The organism is Streptomyces naganishii JCM 4654 (assembly GCF_014650575.1).
Classification (GTDB): Bacteria; Actinomycetota; Actinomycetes; order Streptomycetales; family Streptomycetaceae; genus Streptomyces; species Streptomyces naganishii.
Genome location: NZ_BMVF01000004.1, coordinates 128,394 through 142,602, shown reverse-complemented (window position 1 = coordinate 142,602; position 14,209 = coordinate 128,394). Strand labels below are relative to the sequence as shown.

The window sequence follows — 14,209 nt, the reverse complement described above, 5'->3', positions numbered from 1 at the left end:
ACTGGGCCAATGGCCCAACTTTTCGGCGCATTATTGTCAGCCGGTCTCCGTCAACCGCATACTCCTGGCCCATCAGTCCAGTTGTGCGGTGGGGCCTTGCCCCCGCGAGGGCAGGGAGAGGGCGATGACGGCATCCGTCACCGAAGTCGGGCAGCAGACCGGCCGGCGCTTGCGTCTGGACGACCGTTACCGCCGCGCGGAAGGCCTGGTGCACCTGACCGGCGTCCAGGCACTCGTCCGCGTACTGCTGGACCGCGCCGCCCGCGACCGCCGAAACGGGCTGCGCACCGCGACCTTCGTCTCCGGGTACGAGGGATCGCCCCTGGCCGGCTACGACCTCGAACTGGCCTGCCGCCAGGCGCTGTTGCGCGAGCACGACATCGTGCACAAGCCCGGCCTCAACGAGGAGCTGGCCGCGACCGCCGTCATGGGCAGCCAACTCGCTGGCCAGGTGGGCACCTCACGCCACGACGGTGTCACGGGCATCTGGTACGGCAAGTCGCCGGGCCTGGACCGCGCCTGTGACGCCCTGCGTCACGCGAACCTCGTCGGCACCGGCCCCGCCGGCGGCGCCGTCGCGCTGGTGGGCGACGACCCGGGGGCGAAGTCGTCCAGCGTGCCGTGCGCCAGCGAGGCCACCCTCGCCGACCTCGCGATGCCGACCCTCTACCCGGCCGACTCCCAGGACGTCCTGGACTTCGGCATCCACGCCCAGTACCTCTCCCGCTTCAGCGGCCTGTGGGCCGGCCTGAAGATCACGACCGCCGTGGCGGACGCGGCGTCCACCGCGCTCGTCGCCCCCGACCGGATCACGGTCACCGACGGCGACGCCGGTCCCAACCCGCACAAGCCGAGCGCGATGCTCCTGGGCGCCAACCTCATGGCCCTCGAACGCAGCCTGCACGACGTCCGGCTCCCGCGCGCCGTGGAGTACGCCCGCCTGCACGGCCTCAACCGCGTGGTCCAGCACGGCACTTCGGACCGCATCGGCATCCTGACGTCCGGCAAGACCTACCTCGACGTCCGCGAGGCCCTGCGCCTCATCGGACTCACCGACGACGACCTCGCCCGCTACGGCATCCGCATCCTCAAACTCGGCATGATCTTCCCCCTCGAACGCGACGCCGTCACCGAGTTCGCCGAGGGCCTTGACCACCTGCTGGTCGTGGAGGAGAAGAGGCCGTTCCTCGAGGCCGCCGTCAAGGAGATCCTCTACGGCCGCTCCGGCGCCCCCGCGGTCCACGGCAAGGAAGGCCCGGACGGGCGGCCCCTGTTCAGCCGTTCCGGAGAGCTCGACGCGGACGACGTGGCCGCCGGGCTGTCCAAGGTGCTCGCCCCGCTCGGCATCGAGGCCGCCCGCGCCTGGCGCCGCCGGCCCAGGCCCCGCGCCTCACTGTCCCTGCCGCTGCTCAACCGCAGCCCCTACTACTGCTCGGGCTGCCCGCACAACACCTCCACCACCGCGGGCGGCGGCTCGCTGGTCGGCGCGGGCATCGGCTGCCACGCGATGGTCCTGTTCATGGACGCCGAACAGGTCGGCACGGTCGTCGGCATGACCCAGATGGGCGGCGAAGGCGCCCAGTGGATCGGCATGGAACCGTTCGTCGACGACGACCACTTCGTGCAGAACATCGGCGACGGCACCTTCATGCACTCGGGCAGCCTGGCCGTGCGGGCGGCGGTCGCCGCCGGAGTCAACGTCACCTTCAAGCTCCTCTACAACGGCACGGTCGCCATGACCGGCGGACAGGACGCCGTCGGCGCCCTGCCGGTCGACCGGCTCGCCGCCACGCTCCTCGACGAGGGCGTCGCCAAGGTGATCATCACCACCGAGAACCGGAAGCGCGTCCCCCGGGCCCGCCTGCCCAGATCGGTACGCGTGCTCGACCGGGCCCGCATCGAGGACGCGCTGGCCGAACTGAAGGCCACCCCGGGTGTCACGGTCCTCATCCACGACCAGGAGTGCGCCGCCGAGAAGCGGCGGGCCCGCCGGCGCGGCAAGGCCGAGACCCCGGCGAAGCGCGTCTGGATCAACGAGCGCGTCTGCGAAGGCTGCGGCGACTGCGGCCGCAAGTCCAACTGCCTTTCCGTCCACCCCACTTCGACCGAGTTCGGCCGCAAGACACGCATCGACCAGTCCTCCTGCAACGTGGACTACTCGTGCCTGGACGGCGACTGCCCGGCGTTCATGACCGTCATCCCGGCCGCCGGCGGCCGAAAGCGCGCCGCACTGCCCGAACTCGCCCCGCTCGCCGCCGACGACGTCCCCGAGCCGGTCCGCAGCACCGGGGGCGGCGACTCCTTCGGCATGCGGATCACCGGCATCGGCGGAACGGGCATCGTCACCGTCTCCCAGGTGCTGGCGACCGCCGCCGTCATCGACGGCCACCACGTCCGCAGCCTCGACCAGACCGGTCTGGCCCAGAAGGGCGGCGCCGTCGTCTCCGACCTCCGGATCACGGCCGGTCCCGTGGAACAGGGAGCCAAGATCGCAGGCCAGGGGTGCGACCTCTACCTCGCCTGCGACCCGCTCGTCGCCACCGACCCCAAGTACCTGCGCGTCGCCTCCCCGGACCACACCGTCGCCGTCATGAGCACCACCGAGATACCCACCGGGCAGATGGTGGTCGACACGCAGGTCGGCTTCCCGGCTCCCGACGCCGTACGCCACGCCGTCGACGGCACCGTACGCCAGCTCATCGCCCTGGACACCGGCGCACTGGCCACCGAGCTCTTCGACGACGAGCAGTACGCCAACATGCTGCTGGTCGGGGCCGCCTACCAGACCGGCCTGCTGCCCATGTCGGCATCGGCCGTCGAGGAGGCCATCACCCTCAACGGGGTCGCCGTCGAACGCAACCTCCAGGCCTTCCGCCGCGGCCGTCAGGCCGTCGCCGACCCGGACGCCCTGCGCGCGGCCACGGCCGCCCCGGAGCCCCAGGGGACCGCGAAGGCCACCCTGCCCGCTGGCACCGCCGAACTCGTCGCCCGCGTCACCACCGCCACCGACTCCGAACTGCACCGCCTCCTCACGATCCGCGTGGCCGACCTCATCGGCTACCAGGACATCCGCTACGCCCGCACGTACGCCGAGTTCGTCGCCGCGGTCGCGCGGGCCGAGCGGGCCGCCGCAGGCGAGGACTCGACCGAGCTGACCGAAGCGGTCGCGCGCTACCTGCACAAGCTCATGGCGTACAAGGACGAGTACGAAGTGGCACGCCTCGCCCTCGACCCGGCCGTCGACGAACAGATCACCGCGGCCTTCGGCAGCGGCAGCCGGCGCTCGTACCTTCTTCACCCGCCCGTCCTGCGCGCCGCCGGCGTGAACCGGAAGATCACTCTCGGGACCTGGTTCCGTCCGGCCCTCGGACTGCTGCACGCCCTGCGGCGCGTACGAGGCACCCGCCTGGACCTCTTCGGCCTGCATCCCGTACGCCGCCTCGAACGCGAACTCGTCGACGAGTACCGTCAGTCGGTCAGCGACGCGCTCGCACTGCTGAGGGCCGAGAACCTGCCCGTGGTCCGCCGCCTGGCCGAACTGCCCGATGCCGTCCGCGGGTACGAGGACGTCAAACTGGCCTCCGTGGAGCGCTACCGGGCCGACATGGCGCGCGTGGTCGCCGAACTGCGCGAGAGCGCCGCCCCGGTCCCTGCGGAAAGCCGCCCGTGACCGGGTGGGGTCCGCCCGTGACCGGGTGGGGTCCGGCCGTGACCGGGTGGGGTCCGGCCGTGACCGGGGTCCGGCCGTGACCGGGGGTGCGGCCGGAGCCGCCCTCGGCCGGCACCCCAACTTCTGCTTATGATTCGACGCGTGTTCGATTCACGGCACATCAAGACCTTCCACGCGGTGGTCAGCGCCGGCACCTACTCGGGGGCCGCCTCGGCCCTCGGCTACACGCAGCCGGCGGTGACCCAGCAGATGAAGGCCCTGGAACGCGCGGTGGGCAGCCCGCTGTTCGTCCGGACCGGGCGGCGCATGCGTCTCACCGAGGCCGGTGAGACGCTCGCCCGGCATGCCGAGGCCATCCTCGACAGCCTGTCCGCGGCCGAGGAACAGGTCACCGCGATCACCAGGCTGCGCGCCGGCCGGGTCAGGGTCTGCGGTTTCCCCAGCGCCAACGCCACCCTCTTACCCGAGGCCCTGGCCCAACTGGCCGCCGACCACCCCGGGATACGGGTGAGCCTGCTCGACGACGAGCCTCCCGACTCGCTCCGGCGGTTAGCGCGCGGCGAGTGCGACATCACCCTGGCCTTCACCTATCCCGGGCGCCCGGAGAAGCTGCCGGCCGACGTGGTCGAGATCCCGCTCCTGGAGGACCAGCTCACCGTGCTGATGCCCGTCGGCCATCCGCAGGCCCGGCGGCGCGCGGTACGCCTCGCCGACTTCACCGGGGAACGCTGGATAGCGGGCTGCACCCGCTGCCGTACCCACTTCCTGCACGAGTGCGCGGAGTTGGGCTTCGCCCCCGACATCGTCTTCAGCACCGACGACGGCCTGGTGATGCAGTCACTGGTCGCCGAGGGACTGGGCGTGGCCATGGTGCCGGGCCTGGTGCTGTCCTTCCTGCGGCTCGACCGGGTCGCCGGCCGCGCCCTCCAGCCGGCCGCGCGCCGCCGCGTCTCCGCCTACGTGCTGCGCGAACACCTGCGGGTCCCGGCCACCGCCCTCGTCGTCGACACGATCAAGGCGGCCGCCGAACGCCGCGTCGGCTGCTGACCCGCCGGCCGCCCCCCGGCCGTGCCCGTCCATAAGCTCGCGTTGGGGCTTGCCGAAGCAACTGTCGTTGGACACAAGGGGGTTGATCACCGGAGGCTGCCGGCATGACCACTTCCACGACCCCCGCAAGTACCGAGGTGTCCAGCCGGCTCGGCCTTCTCGTCCGCGAGGTGGAACACGTCGTCCGGCGCGGCCTGCCCCCCAGCCGCACGGCCCACTTGGTCGCCGAACGCCTCGCCCCGCACCTGGGCGCCGGCGACCTGCTGACGGAACGGCAGTGCGAGGGCGATCCGGACCGCTACCGCCAGCACGTCCTGCACGCGGAGGAGGACGGCAGCTTCTCGATCGTCGCACTGGTGTGGCTGCCCGGACAGCGCACCTCCATCCACGACCACGTCTCCTGGTGCGTCACGGGAGTCCACGCGGGCCGCGAACACGAGCGCCGCTTCGAACTGGTTCCCGGCAGCGACGCCGCCCGGCTGGTCCGCACCGGGGACTTCGTCAACGAACAGGGTGAGGTCTGCGGTTTCGCGCCGCCCGGCGACATCCACCGGGTCTGGAACGCCGGCCCGGGCAAGGCGGTCTCCCTGCACATCTACGGCGCCGACATCACACGCCTCGGCTCCAGCGTCCGGCGCGTCTACCACTGACGTCCGGCCCTACGAGGCAGGTCATCGGGCGGGCCGCAGGCCGTCCATCAGGAGGTTCAGCAGGCGGCCCGCCTGGTCTCCGCGCCCGGACCGGGGGGCCACGGTGAAGATGCCGATGAGCGAGGCGGCGATGTCCTCGGCGGTGACGTCGGAACGGAGGTCGCCTGCCGCGCGGCCGGCGTCGAGGATCGTGGTGATGGCCGTCAGCAGTTCGGTCCGGGTCCGCGCATGGGTGATCTCGCCCGACTCGATCATCGCGAGCAGGGTGTCGAGCATGCCGTTCTTGGCGGCGATCCAGTCCCCGAACAAGTCCATCCAGCGCCGCATCGCGGCGGCCGGCGGATGTTGGCCGAGCAGCTCGCGGGCGCCGGTCGTCAGCCGTACGACCTGGTCCTGGTAGACCGCGTCGACCAGTGACTCACGGGTCGGGAAGTGCCGGTAGAGCGTGGCGATGCCGACCCCGGCCTCACTGGCGATGGCACGCATCGACGGCTCGGCGTCGGCCGACATGAAGACGCGGGTCGCCACAGCGAGCAAGTGGTCGCGGTTGCGGGCGGCGTCGGCCCGTGGCGCGCGGACCTCCGCCCGACTGGAAACGGAACGCGCTCCGTTTGTGCTACGGTCGCTCATGTAAACGGAGCATAGTCCGTTTCGGCGTGTTCCCCCGCCTCGAGAAGACAGGCGCACATGCAGGCAGCACAGAGCAAGCAACAGCCCGCAGGCGGCAGCAGGGCGGTCCAGCTGGATTCGTTCGGCGGCCCCGAGGTCCTGGACGTCCGCGAGGTTCCCGCACCGCAGGCCGGTCCTGGACAGGTCCGGGTACGGGTGACCGCGGCCGGCCTGAACCCGATGGACTGGATCATGACCGCCGACGCGGACACCGCCGCCCGGTTCGGCCTGACCCTGCCGGTCGGGTTCGGGACCGACTACGCGGGTGTGGTCGACCAGGTCGGTGACCGGGTGAGCGGCTTCGCGCCCGGCAACCGGGTGTTCGGGGGCGCCCTGTCCCGCGCGGTCGCCGACTTCGTGGTGGTCGACGCGTCCGGAAAGACCGCGGCGAACGAGGTCCACCGCACACCTGACGGCGTCGACGACCGCACCGCGGCCACCCTCACGATCGCGGGCCGCACGGCAGCCGCCGCCCTCGCCGCCATCGGCCCCGGCCCGGACGACACCCTGCTGATCGGCGGCGCCGGGGGCGGGGTCGGGGTGTTCGCCGTCCAACTGGCCCGGATCTCCGGAGCGCGCGTGATCGGGACGGGATCGGCGGCATCGGCCGGTCACCTGCGCGCTCTCGGAGCCGAACCGGTCGCCTACGGCGACGGCCTGGCCGACCGGGTCCGAGCGCTCGCTCCCGGCGGCGTCACCGCCGCCGTCGACCTGCACGGCGTGGACACCGTGCACGTCGCGAGAGAACTCGGCGTCCCGGACAGCCGCATCTGCACCGTCGCCGCGCAGGTCGACGGCGTGACGGCGGCCAACGGCGCGAACGCCGCTCCCGGCGCCCTGGAGGAGATCGCCCGCCTGGTCGCGGCGGGCCGACTGCGGGTGCCCGTCGCGGCGAGCTTCCCGATCGAGCACATCCGCCGCGCGGCCGAGCTCCAGGCCGGCCGGCATGTCCGGGGCAAGGTCGTCATCGACCTCTAGCCGCACCGGCCCGAGCGCTGGGCAGGCCGGACCGGGGCGGCCGTGCGGAAGAGGGGTGCGGGTCAGCCGTTGTAGGGGGCCGTCACGTCCAGGACCCAGGTCACGCCGAAGCGGTCGGTGAGCATGCCGTACAGCGGGGCCCACCGCGACGGCGCGAGGGGCTGCACCACCGTCGAGCCTTCGGCGAGCCTCTCCCACAGGGCGCTGATCTCGTCGCTGTCGTCACCGCGCACGGAGACGAAGAACGGGTTGCTGCCCTGGTCCCAGGGCAGCCGGGAGGGCACGTCGTAGGCCATGACGTGGAAGCCGCCATCGCCCGCGACCTCGCCCCACACCACCCAGTCGGCCTCCTTCTCGTCCGGCACGTCGCCCATGTCCTTGTACGTGACGATGGTGACGCGTCCGCCGAACACGGACTGGTAGTGCTCGAGCGCCGCCCGCGCCCGGCCGCGGAAGTTCAGGTGTGTGGTGGTCGTGACGGACATGGTTCTCTCCTCGCGTACGGTTCGCCGCTTGTGCTTGTGCCTGTGCTGCGTGCTTGCGCTTCTGCGTCCGTGGGCCGGACGGTGTCCACGCTCGCAGGGGTGGCGGACAGGTTGTGTCCTGTACTGCGGGCAGGGTGGCGGCATGCGGAAAACGTCCTCGCGCCTGCTCGCACTGCTCTCGCTGTTGCAGACGCACCGTGACTGGTCCGGTGACGACCTCGCCGAGCGGCTCGACGTCACCCCTCGCACCGTGCGCCGTGACATCGACCGCCTGCGTGAACTGGGCTATCCCATCAGCGCCTTCAAGGGCCCGGCGGGCGGCTACCGCCTGGAGGCCGGCTCGCGGCTGCCGCCCCTGCTGTTCGACGACGGCCAGGCCGTGGCCCTGGCCCTCGCGCTCCAGGCCGCCGCCACCGACCCGGCGATCGGTGAGGACGCCGTACGGGCCCTGGCCACCCTGCGCCAGGTCATGCCCCCGCGTCTGCGTCACCGCATCGACACCGCCCGGGTCACCGCCGTCCGGCCGGTGCGGGAGGGCAGCGCCCCGCCGGCCGGCACGCGAGGGCTCATGGAACTGAGCCGCGTCATCCACGCCAGGGAGGAACTGCGCTTCGACTACGGCCCGGACGCCGCCGCCTGCGAGGGGCCACCCCGCCGCGCGCAGCCCCACCACCTCGTCACCTGGCGCGGCCACTGGTACGTGGTCGCCTGGGACCTGGACCGCGGCGACTGGCGCACCTTCCGCGCCGACCGCGTGCACCCGCGCACGCCCACCGGCCCGCGCTTCACCCCACGTGATCTGCCCATCGGGGACGTTGCGGGGTTCGTCACCGGCCGGTTCCGCGGAACCGACGGCTCCACCACCGACTGGCCCTGCCGCGGCGAAGTGGTGCTCGACCTGCCCGCCCGGAGTGTGGCTCCCCTCGCCAGGGACGGAATCGTCGAGGAACTCGGACCGGGGCGCTGCCGTCTCACCCTCGGCTCCTGGTCGTGGACCGGCCTCGCCACCGCCATCGGCCGCTTCGACACCGCCGTCCACGTCGTCGGACCACCGGAACTGTCCGACGCCTTCACCCGACTCGCCGCGCGGTACGCCGACGCGGGGCGTGGCTCAAACCACGGGTGACACGGTGCCGTTGGGGCCGCAACGGACGGCCCAAAGGGTCCGGCAGGGGGCGAGCCTCGGATGCGGATGCGGATGCGGATGCGGATGCGGATGCGGATGCGGATGCGGATGCGGATGCGGATGCGGATGCCGATGCCGATGCCGACCCGGGGCGCGGGACGGTCGGCGTCACCCGGTTGACACGGCACGGGCGCCCGCGACGCCCGTGCCGTGCGGGCTCGCGATGCCCGTGCCATGTGGGCTCACGACGAGCCGGACTCCTGGAGTTGCCCGTCGTGCAGCCCCGCGAGGTACCGCTCGGCGTCGAGCGCGGCCACGCATCCGGATCCGGCCGCTGTCACGGCCTGGCGGTAGACGCGGTCGACGACGTCGCCCGCCGCGAACACCCCCGGCACGCTGGTGCGGCTCGACGGCGGTTCCACCAGCACGTACCCGGCCTCGTCGAGGGCGAGCCGGCCTGCGAACAGTTCGCTGCGCGGACGGTGCCCGATCGCGATGAACAGCCCCGTCACGGACCGTTCCTCGGTCTCCCCGGTGACCGTGTCGCGCAGGGTGAGACCGGTCAGGCCCGTGTCCGTGTCGCCGTGCAGGGCGACCACCTTCCGGTCGTAGGCGAAGGAGACCTTCGGGTCGGCGAACGCCCGCCGCTGCATCGCCTTGGAGGCCCGCAACTCGTCACGCCGGTGGATCACCGTGACCGAACGGGCGTACCGGCTCAGGAAGGTGGCCTCCTCCAGGGCGGTGTCGCCGCCGCCGACCACGGCGATGTCGTGGTCGCGGAAGAAGAACCCGTCGCACGTGGCGCACCAGGACACGCCGCGCCCGGAGAGCTCGTCCTCCTGCGGCACGCCGAGCTTTCGATGCCCCGTGCCGGTCGCGACGACGGCCGTCCGCGCGCGGTGTTCGCCGCCCACGGTGTCCGTGACGGTCTTGACCTCCCCGGCGAGAGCGACGGAGACGGCCTCCTCGTCGATGAACTCGGCCCCGAACCGTTCGGCCTGCTGGGCCATGGCGTCCATCAGGGAGGGGCCCTGCGTGCCCTTGGGAAAGCCCGGATAGTTCTCCACCTCGGTGGTGGTGGCCAGCGCGCCGCCGACGAAAACGCTGCCGCGCAGGACCAGCGGGTGCAGATCGGCCCGCGCGGTGTAGAGGGCGGCGGTGTACGCGGCGGGGCCGGAGCCGATGACGACGACGTCCCGTACGCCGTCGCTCACCGCTGTTCACCGCCCTGCGTGGCGGGGGAGAAACCGGTGTGGAGCAGCAGGTTCCGGGAGTCCGTGCCCGCGTCGCCCACATGGTTCTTGGTCGCGGCGGCGGCCGGCGCGTGGTCCAGTTCGACCGGTGTCGTCGTGGGGTGGGCGGCGAGGTACATGGCCGCCGCGCCGGTGACTTCGGCCGTGGCCGCCGAGGTGCCGGTGAGCTTGACGTAGGAGGTGTCGCCGCCCGCGCCGGCGGTCACGATGTCGGTACCGGGCGCGAACAGGTGGACGCAGTAACCGTAGTTGGACCAGACGGGGCGCTTGTCGTCGGGGCCGGTGGCGGCGACGGTGATGGCGGTGGTCTGCCGGGCCGGGGTCGTCTCGCAGGACTCCCTGCCGTTGCCCGAGTCGTCGCCGTTGCCCGCCGCGGCTGTGTACGCGATGCCCTTCTTGGTCATGTGGTACAGCTGGAGGTCGAGCACCGAGCCCGCTTCGCCGGAGAAGCCCAGGTTGACGACCGAGGGACCGTGGGCATGGGCGGTGATCCAGTCGACGGCGGACATGATGTGCTCCAGCGTGCCGGTGCCGTCGCAGTCGAAGGCGCGCACGGACTGCACGGTGGCGCCCTTGGCGACACCGGTGAACAGTCCGGCGGCGGTGGCCGCGGAGGCGGTGCCGTGGCCGTTGCAGTCGGTGTCACCGCCGGGGGCCTGCTCGATGGCGTTCCAGGCGCCGTGCGCGCGGCCGCCCCGGAACTCCAAGTGCCTCACCCGCACACCGGTGTCGACGATGTAGGTGTCCACCCCGGCACCGGTGCCGGGGAAGGCGTAGACGCCGTCCAGAGGCAGGTCGCGCTGGTCGATGCGGTCCAGCCCCCACGAGGGCGGCGACAACTCGATGCCGGACAGCCCCGCGTCCTCGGCTGCGGCCGCCCGCTTCGCGGTGTCCCTGCCCCGCGGTTGCCCTCCGGTGACCCGGCCGGCCACCCGGTAGACGCGGTCGCTGGTGATCGAGTTGACATGGGTGTCCGAGTAGTAGCCGTTCACCTGCGCGTCGGTGAGCGAGACGGAGAACGCCTGGGAGGCGGCGTAGTACACCCTGCGCAACTCGCCACCGTGCGCGGCGATCAGCTCATGGGCCCGCTGGGTGACCGCCTCCTCGGTCGCTTGCGTGCCGTTGACCCCGATGATGTAGATGGTGGTGGCGGAGGAGGACGCGGTGGACGGGGACCTGTCCAGCCGGGTGGCCGAGGAGGCCGGGCCCGCGGTCAGGAGGGGAAGGACCACGCCGGCCGCGACGAACGCGGCCGTGACGGCCCTCAACTGGAGCTTGTTCATGTGGGGATGAGCCTTTCGCCTGTCGCTGCGAGGTGCCGGGAGAGGGGGGAAGCGCCCGGGGAGCGGCGGCAAGTGGGGTGCCGCCGCGTCCCGGGCGACGGTGCCGCCGCCGTCACTCGGCGGCGGCACCGGGGCGTTACAGCCTGTTCAGCCAGTCGCGCAGCGAGCTCGGGCCGTCGAAGCCCACCATGCGGCTGCCGGCCTCCGTGCCGTTCTTGATGTCGACCAGTGCCGGAATGCCGTCCACCTGGTACTGCTGGGTCAGGTCGGGGTTCTCGTCGACGTCGACCCTCGCCCACACCCAGGCGCCGTTGTCGGCCGTGTTGTACCGCTGGAGGTACGGCTTCTCCTTCTGGCACCAGTAACACCACTCGGCGGAGAAGTCGAGAACCACCGGCTTGGTGCGCGACCACTCCGACCTGGACATGCGGGTGACCCACCTGGTGGCGTACCGCAGTTGGACGGCCCCGCTGATGCCGAAGCTGATGTCGCTGCTCTCTGCCCACGCGCCACGGACCGGCTCTGTTTGTTGAATTGTCATGGACATCGAAATCCAGGACCTGCGGGTGCTGCGGGCCGTGGCGGAGCACGGCAGCCTCGCGGGCGCCGCGCGCGCACTCGGCGTCAACCAGGCCGGCGTCACGCGCCGCATCCAGCACCTGGAGCGGACCACCGGGCTGGTCGTCCTGCGTCGTGACCACCACGGGGCACGTCTCACCGCCGCCGGCCGCCTGCTGCTGCGCTGCGCCGACGACCTGCTCCCCAGGATCGACCACCTCCTGGCCGTCGGCGGTCGCGGGAGCCGTCCCGATCCGTCGGCGGAGCGCCTGCGCATCGGCGCGGTCCCCACGCCCGCTCTCCCGCTGGTCACCACCCACGGCCGGGCCCTGCTGCCGTCCGCGGCCATCGAGGTGCAGGTCGTCCCTGAGGTCTGGCACGAGCCGGCCGGCGACGCGCGGGGCGAGGACTTCGAAAGCGCTCTGCTGGACCTCTTCCACGCGCACCGTCTCGATCTGGCGGTGGTCCGGCACTCCTGCCTGCTGGACGGCCCCCTGCCGGAACGCCTCCGCTTCGCCGTGCTCGCCGAGGAGAACCTCCTGCTCGGCACCGCTGCCGGTCACCCGCTGGCCGGCCGCCCCCCCGGTCGCGCTGATCGAACTCGACGGCGAGACGTGCCTGCTCGTCGAAGGCCGCCGCCATGCCGAACTTCGCAGGCACTTCACGGCCGCCGTACGCCGCACCGATGTGGGCGTCACGCTGCGCTGGGTGCCGGACGAGGCCGCAGCCGCGGCGCTGACCTGCGCGGTTCACGGCGTGCTGCCCGTCTACCCCTACCCCGCACCGGCGGCCGGCGTGGTCTACACCCCGCTGTCCGACGCCGCCACCCGCTACTGGCTGCTGCTGGTCTGGCAACCGCACAGCCGCGCCGCCGCCTGGGCGCCCCGGTTGGCGGAAACGGTGCACGCGACGTACCAGGGCACTTGGATGCCCTGAACCGGGGCGCCGGACAGAGGTGGAGACAGGATTCGAACCTGTGTGAACGGCTCTGCGGGCCGTCGCCTCGCCTCTCGGCCACTCCACCGAACACGGATGACATCCGGACACCGGAAAGATAACAGATGCGGACGGTCCCGAGATTGAATGGGGCGTGATTACTCCATGCCATTTCGGCAAGGAGGCATACCCTCTCGACATAGCCGTCGACATGAAGCTTCGAATGACTTGACCGACCCGCGAATCGAAAGAATTTAAAGACGCCATGAATTCGGGGACGGCGTGACCGGGCGCGGTTCCGGAACGCTGCGGAAATGGTGGGTTTCAGCGCGTCCGGAACGGCGGCCCGGCTCGCGGACAGCGATGGCCGGCCGGCGGAGGGCCTACGACGAGGCCGGGCCATTCAGCATCGCCGCGGTCAGGACGTTGCCGGCCACACCCCACCCGCCGTCGGCGACTTCGTCGATGACGACGACGGTGGTGGCACGGGCCCGCTCACCGTAGATCTCCGCGTACAGGTCGGTGGTGCGCTCGACGAGCTTCTTCTTGTCCTTGGCGGTGATGGTGCCCGCGGGAACCTTGAAGTTGGCGAAAGGCATGGCTGCTTCTCCTGGTCTCTGAGTCTGAGTGTGAGTGTGCGTATGCGTCGGGGTCTGTGTCGGGGTCTGGTGTCGGTCCCGGAGCTGCTGCCGGCCGTGCCCTCAGACCATCCCGCCGTTGGCCCGCAGCACCTGCCCGTTCACCCAGTGCCCCTGCGCACTGGCGAGGAAGGCGACCACATGGGCGATGTCCACGGGCGTGCCGAGCCTCTCCAAGGGCGGGACCTTGGCGAGCCGGGCGACCTCCTCGTCCGTCTTGCCTTCGAGGAACAGATCCGTGGCCGTGGGCCCGGGCGCGACGGCGTTCACGGTGATGTCCCGGCCGCGCAGTTCGCGGGCGAGGATCAGTGTCATCGCCTCGACGGCACCCTTGCTCGCCGCGTACGCCCCGTAGGCGGGGAACTGCGTGCCGACGACGGAGGTCGAGAAGGCCACGTACGAGCCGCCGGGCCGCAGCCTGCGCGCGGCCTGCTGCGCGGTGACGAAGGTGCCCCGGATGTTGGTGCGGTGCAGGGAGTCCAGCACGTCGAGGTCGAGATCGGCGATGGGGGACAGGGCGAGCCGGCCGGCGGAGTTGACGAGGACGTCCACCCCGCCGAACTCCTTCTCCGCCCGGTCGAACAGTGCGGCGACCGCCTCCTCGTCCGCGACGTCGGCACGCACCGCGATGGCCTGACCGCCCTCGGCGGCGATCTCAGCCACCGTTTCCTCGGCCGCGGCGGCGTCCTGGGCGTAGTTCACCACGACCCTCAGGCCGTCCTGGGCGAGCCGCCGGCTCACCGCCCGCCCGATGCCGCGTGATCCTCCGGTGACGACGGCGACCCGGGGTGCCGGCGACGGTTGCGTGGGTGACGTTGTCTTCATGCCTCCACCGTGAACCGTGCCGGCCGCCGGAACCAGGGGACGCCATCCCCTGTGTCCGCACCCCGCCGACCACCCGGTCGGCAGCGGGCCG

General features: G+C 72.0%; 13 protein-coding genes, 1 tRNA gene and 1 pseudogene. 7 read left to right on the top strand and 8 right to left on the bottom strand.

All coding sequences use genetic code 11. The annotated features are described in order from the left end of the window. Positions 1–124: 124 nt before the first annotated feature. The 3 genes from IE217_RS08605 to IE217_RS08595 all read left to right on the top strand — a co-directional run bounded on the left by IE217_RS08605 (position 125) and on the right by IE217_RS08595 (position 5,367). A complete protein-coding gene (locus IE217_RS08605; protein ID WP_190177149.1) occupies positions 125–3,670 on the top strand; it encodes an indolepyruvate ferredoxin oxidoreductase family protein in 3,546 nt (1,181 codons plus the stop codon). Positions 3,671–3,811: 141 nt separating this feature from the next. Beyond that, complete coding sequence (locus IE217_RS08600) at positions 3,812–4,717, top strand: LysR family transcriptional regulator (protein ID WP_190177148.1); 906 nt, start codon at positions 3,812–3,814, stop codon at positions 4,715–4,717. Between the two features lie 104 nt (positions 4,718–4,821). After that, on the top strand, positions 4,822–5,367 hold the full coding sequence (locus tag IE217_RS08595; protein WP_190177147.1) for a cysteine dioxygenase family protein: 546 nt from the start codon (positions 4,822–4,824) through the stop codon (positions 5,365–5,367). A 21-nt stretch (positions 5,368–5,388) separates the two neighbouring features. On the opposite strand, the gene IE217_RS08590 is transcribed toward IE217_RS08595, so the two are convergent. Continuing rightward, positions 5,389–5,997: a TetR/AcrR family transcriptional regulator gene (locus tag IE217_RS08590; RefSeq protein ID WP_190177146.1), complete on the bottom strand. Its 609-nt coding sequence runs from the start codon at positions 5,995–5,997 to the stop codon at positions 5,389–5,391. Positions 5,998–6,054: 57 nt separating this feature from the next. Here IE217_RS08590 and IE217_RS08585 point away from each other — a divergent pair, with 57 nt between their 5' ends. Then, positions 6,055–7,014, top strand: a complete 960-nt coding sequence (locus IE217_RS08585) for an NADP-dependent oxidoreductase (protein ID WP_190177145.1) — start codon at positions 6,055–6,057, stop codon at positions 7,012–7,014. A 62-nt stretch (positions 7,015–7,076) separates the two neighbouring features. Here the strand turns inward: IE217_RS08585 and IE217_RS08580 are convergent, their stop codons facing one another. Beyond that, positions 7,077–7,499 (bottom strand): VOC family protein, encoded by a 423-nt coding sequence (locus IE217_RS08580; RefSeq protein WP_190177144.1) that lies wholly within the window; start codon positions 7,497–7,499, stop codon positions 7,077–7,079. Between the two features lie 142 nt (positions 7,500–7,641). Here IE217_RS08580 and IE217_RS08575 point away from each other — a divergent pair, with 142 nt between their 5' ends. Beyond that, positions 7,642–8,625, top strand: coding sequence for a helix-turn-helix transcriptional regulator (locus IE217_RS08575; protein ID WP_190177143.1), 984 nt, complete (start codon positions 7,642–7,644; stop codon positions 8,623–8,625). A 242-nt stretch (positions 8,626–8,867) separates the two neighbouring features. Here IE217_RS08575 and trxB read toward each other — a convergent pair whose 3' ends face one another. The 3 genes from trxB to IE217_RS08560 all read right to left on the bottom strand — a co-directional run bounded on the left by trxB (position 8,868) and on the right by IE217_RS08560 (position 11,588). Further along, positions 8,868–9,839, bottom strand: a complete 972-nt coding sequence (gene trxB, locus IE217_RS08570; RefSeq protein ID WP_190177142.1) for a thioredoxin-disulfide reductase — start codon at positions 9,837–9,839, stop codon at positions 8,868–8,870. Beyond that, positions 9,836–11,161, bottom strand: a complete 1,326-nt coding sequence (locus tag IE217_RS08565; protein ID WP_190177141.1) for a S8 family peptidase — start codon at positions 11,159–11,161, stop codon at positions 9,836–9,838. The genes trxB and IE217_RS08565 overlap by 4 nt, the downstream gene beginning before the upstream one ends. Before the next feature lie 136 nt (positions 11,162–11,297). Further along, on the bottom strand, positions 11,298–11,588 hold the full coding sequence (locus tag IE217_RS08560) for a thioredoxin family protein (protein ID WP_190177140.1): 291 nt from the start codon (positions 11,586–11,588) through the stop codon (positions 11,298–11,300). Positions 11,589–11,700: 112 nt separating this feature from the next. Here IE217_RS08560 and IE217_RS35340 point away from each other — a divergent pair. After that, a pseudogene (locus IE217_RS35340) lies at positions 11,701–11,880 on the top strand (helix-turn-helix domain-containing protein); the annotation flags it as partial. A gap of 526 nt (positions 11,881–12,406) precedes the next feature. Further along, a complete protein-coding gene (locus IE217_RS08550) occupies positions 12,407–12,655 on the top strand; it encodes a hypothetical protein (protein WP_190177139.1) in 249 nt (82 codons plus the stop codon). A 17-nt stretch (positions 12,656–12,672) separates the two neighbouring features. On the opposite strand, the gene IE217_RS08545 is transcribed toward IE217_RS08550, so the two are convergent. The 3 genes from IE217_RS08545 to IE217_RS08535 form a co-directional block, all read right to left on the bottom strand. Beyond that, positions 12,673–12,743 (bottom strand) — tRNA-Cys (locus IE217_RS08545). A 295-nt stretch (positions 12,744–13,038) separates the two neighbouring features. Further along, on the bottom strand, positions 13,039–13,254 hold the full coding sequence (locus IE217_RS08540) for a 4-oxalocrotonate tautomerase family protein (RefSeq protein ID WP_190177138.1): 216 nt from the start codon (positions 13,252–13,254) through the stop codon (positions 13,039–13,041). 102 nt (positions 13,255–13,356) lie between these two features. Then, positions 13,357–14,118: an SDR family oxidoreductase gene (locus IE217_RS08535; protein ID WP_190177137.1), complete on the bottom strand. Its 762-nt coding sequence runs from the start codon at positions 14,116–14,118 to the stop codon at positions 13,357–13,359. Positions 14,119–14,209 lie beyond the last annotated feature (91 nt).

Excerpts from the sequence above, each read along its gene's own strand:
- IE217_RS08605 (WP_190177149.1), top strand. The coding sequence starts at position 125 with ATGACGGCATCCGTCACCGAAGTCGGGCAGCAGACCGGCCGGCGCTTG.
- IE217_RS08595 (WP_190177147.1), top strand. The coding sequence starts at position 4,822 with ATGACCACTTCCACGACCCCCGCAAGTACCGAGGTGTCCAGCCGGCTC.
- IE217_RS08590 (WP_190177146.1), bottom strand. The coding sequence starts at position 5,997 with ATGAGCGACCGTAGCACAAACGGAGCGCGTTCCGTTTCCAGTCGGGCG.
- IE217_RS08585 (WP_190177145.1), top strand. The coding sequence starts at position 6,055 with ATGCAGGCAGCACAGAGCAAGCAACAGCCCGCAGGCGGCAGCAGGGCG.
- IE217_RS08580 (WP_190177144.1), bottom strand. The coding sequence starts at position 7,499 with ATGTCCGTCACGACCACCACACACCTGAACTTCCGCGGCCGGGCGCGG.
- IE217_RS08575 (WP_190177143.1), top strand. The coding sequence starts at position 7,642 with ATGCGGAAAACGTCCTCGCGCCTGCTCGCACTGCTCTCGCTGTTGCAG.
- IE217_RS08565 (WP_190177141.1), bottom strand. The coding sequence starts at position 11,161 with ATGAACAAGCTCCAGTTGAGGGCCGTCACGGCCGCGTTCGTCGCGGCC.
- IE217_RS08560 (WP_190177140.1), bottom strand. The coding sequence starts at position 11,588 with ATGTCCAGGTCGGAGTGGTCGCGCACCAAGCCGGTGGTTCTCGACTTC.
- IE217_RS08540 (WP_190177138.1), bottom strand. The coding sequence starts at position 13,254 with ATGCCTTTCGCCAACTTCAAGGTTCCCGCGGGCACCATCACCGCCAAG.
- IE217_RS08535 (WP_190177137.1), bottom strand. The coding sequence starts at position 14,118 with ATGAAGACAACGTCACCCACGCAACCGTCGCCGGCACCCCGGGTCGCC.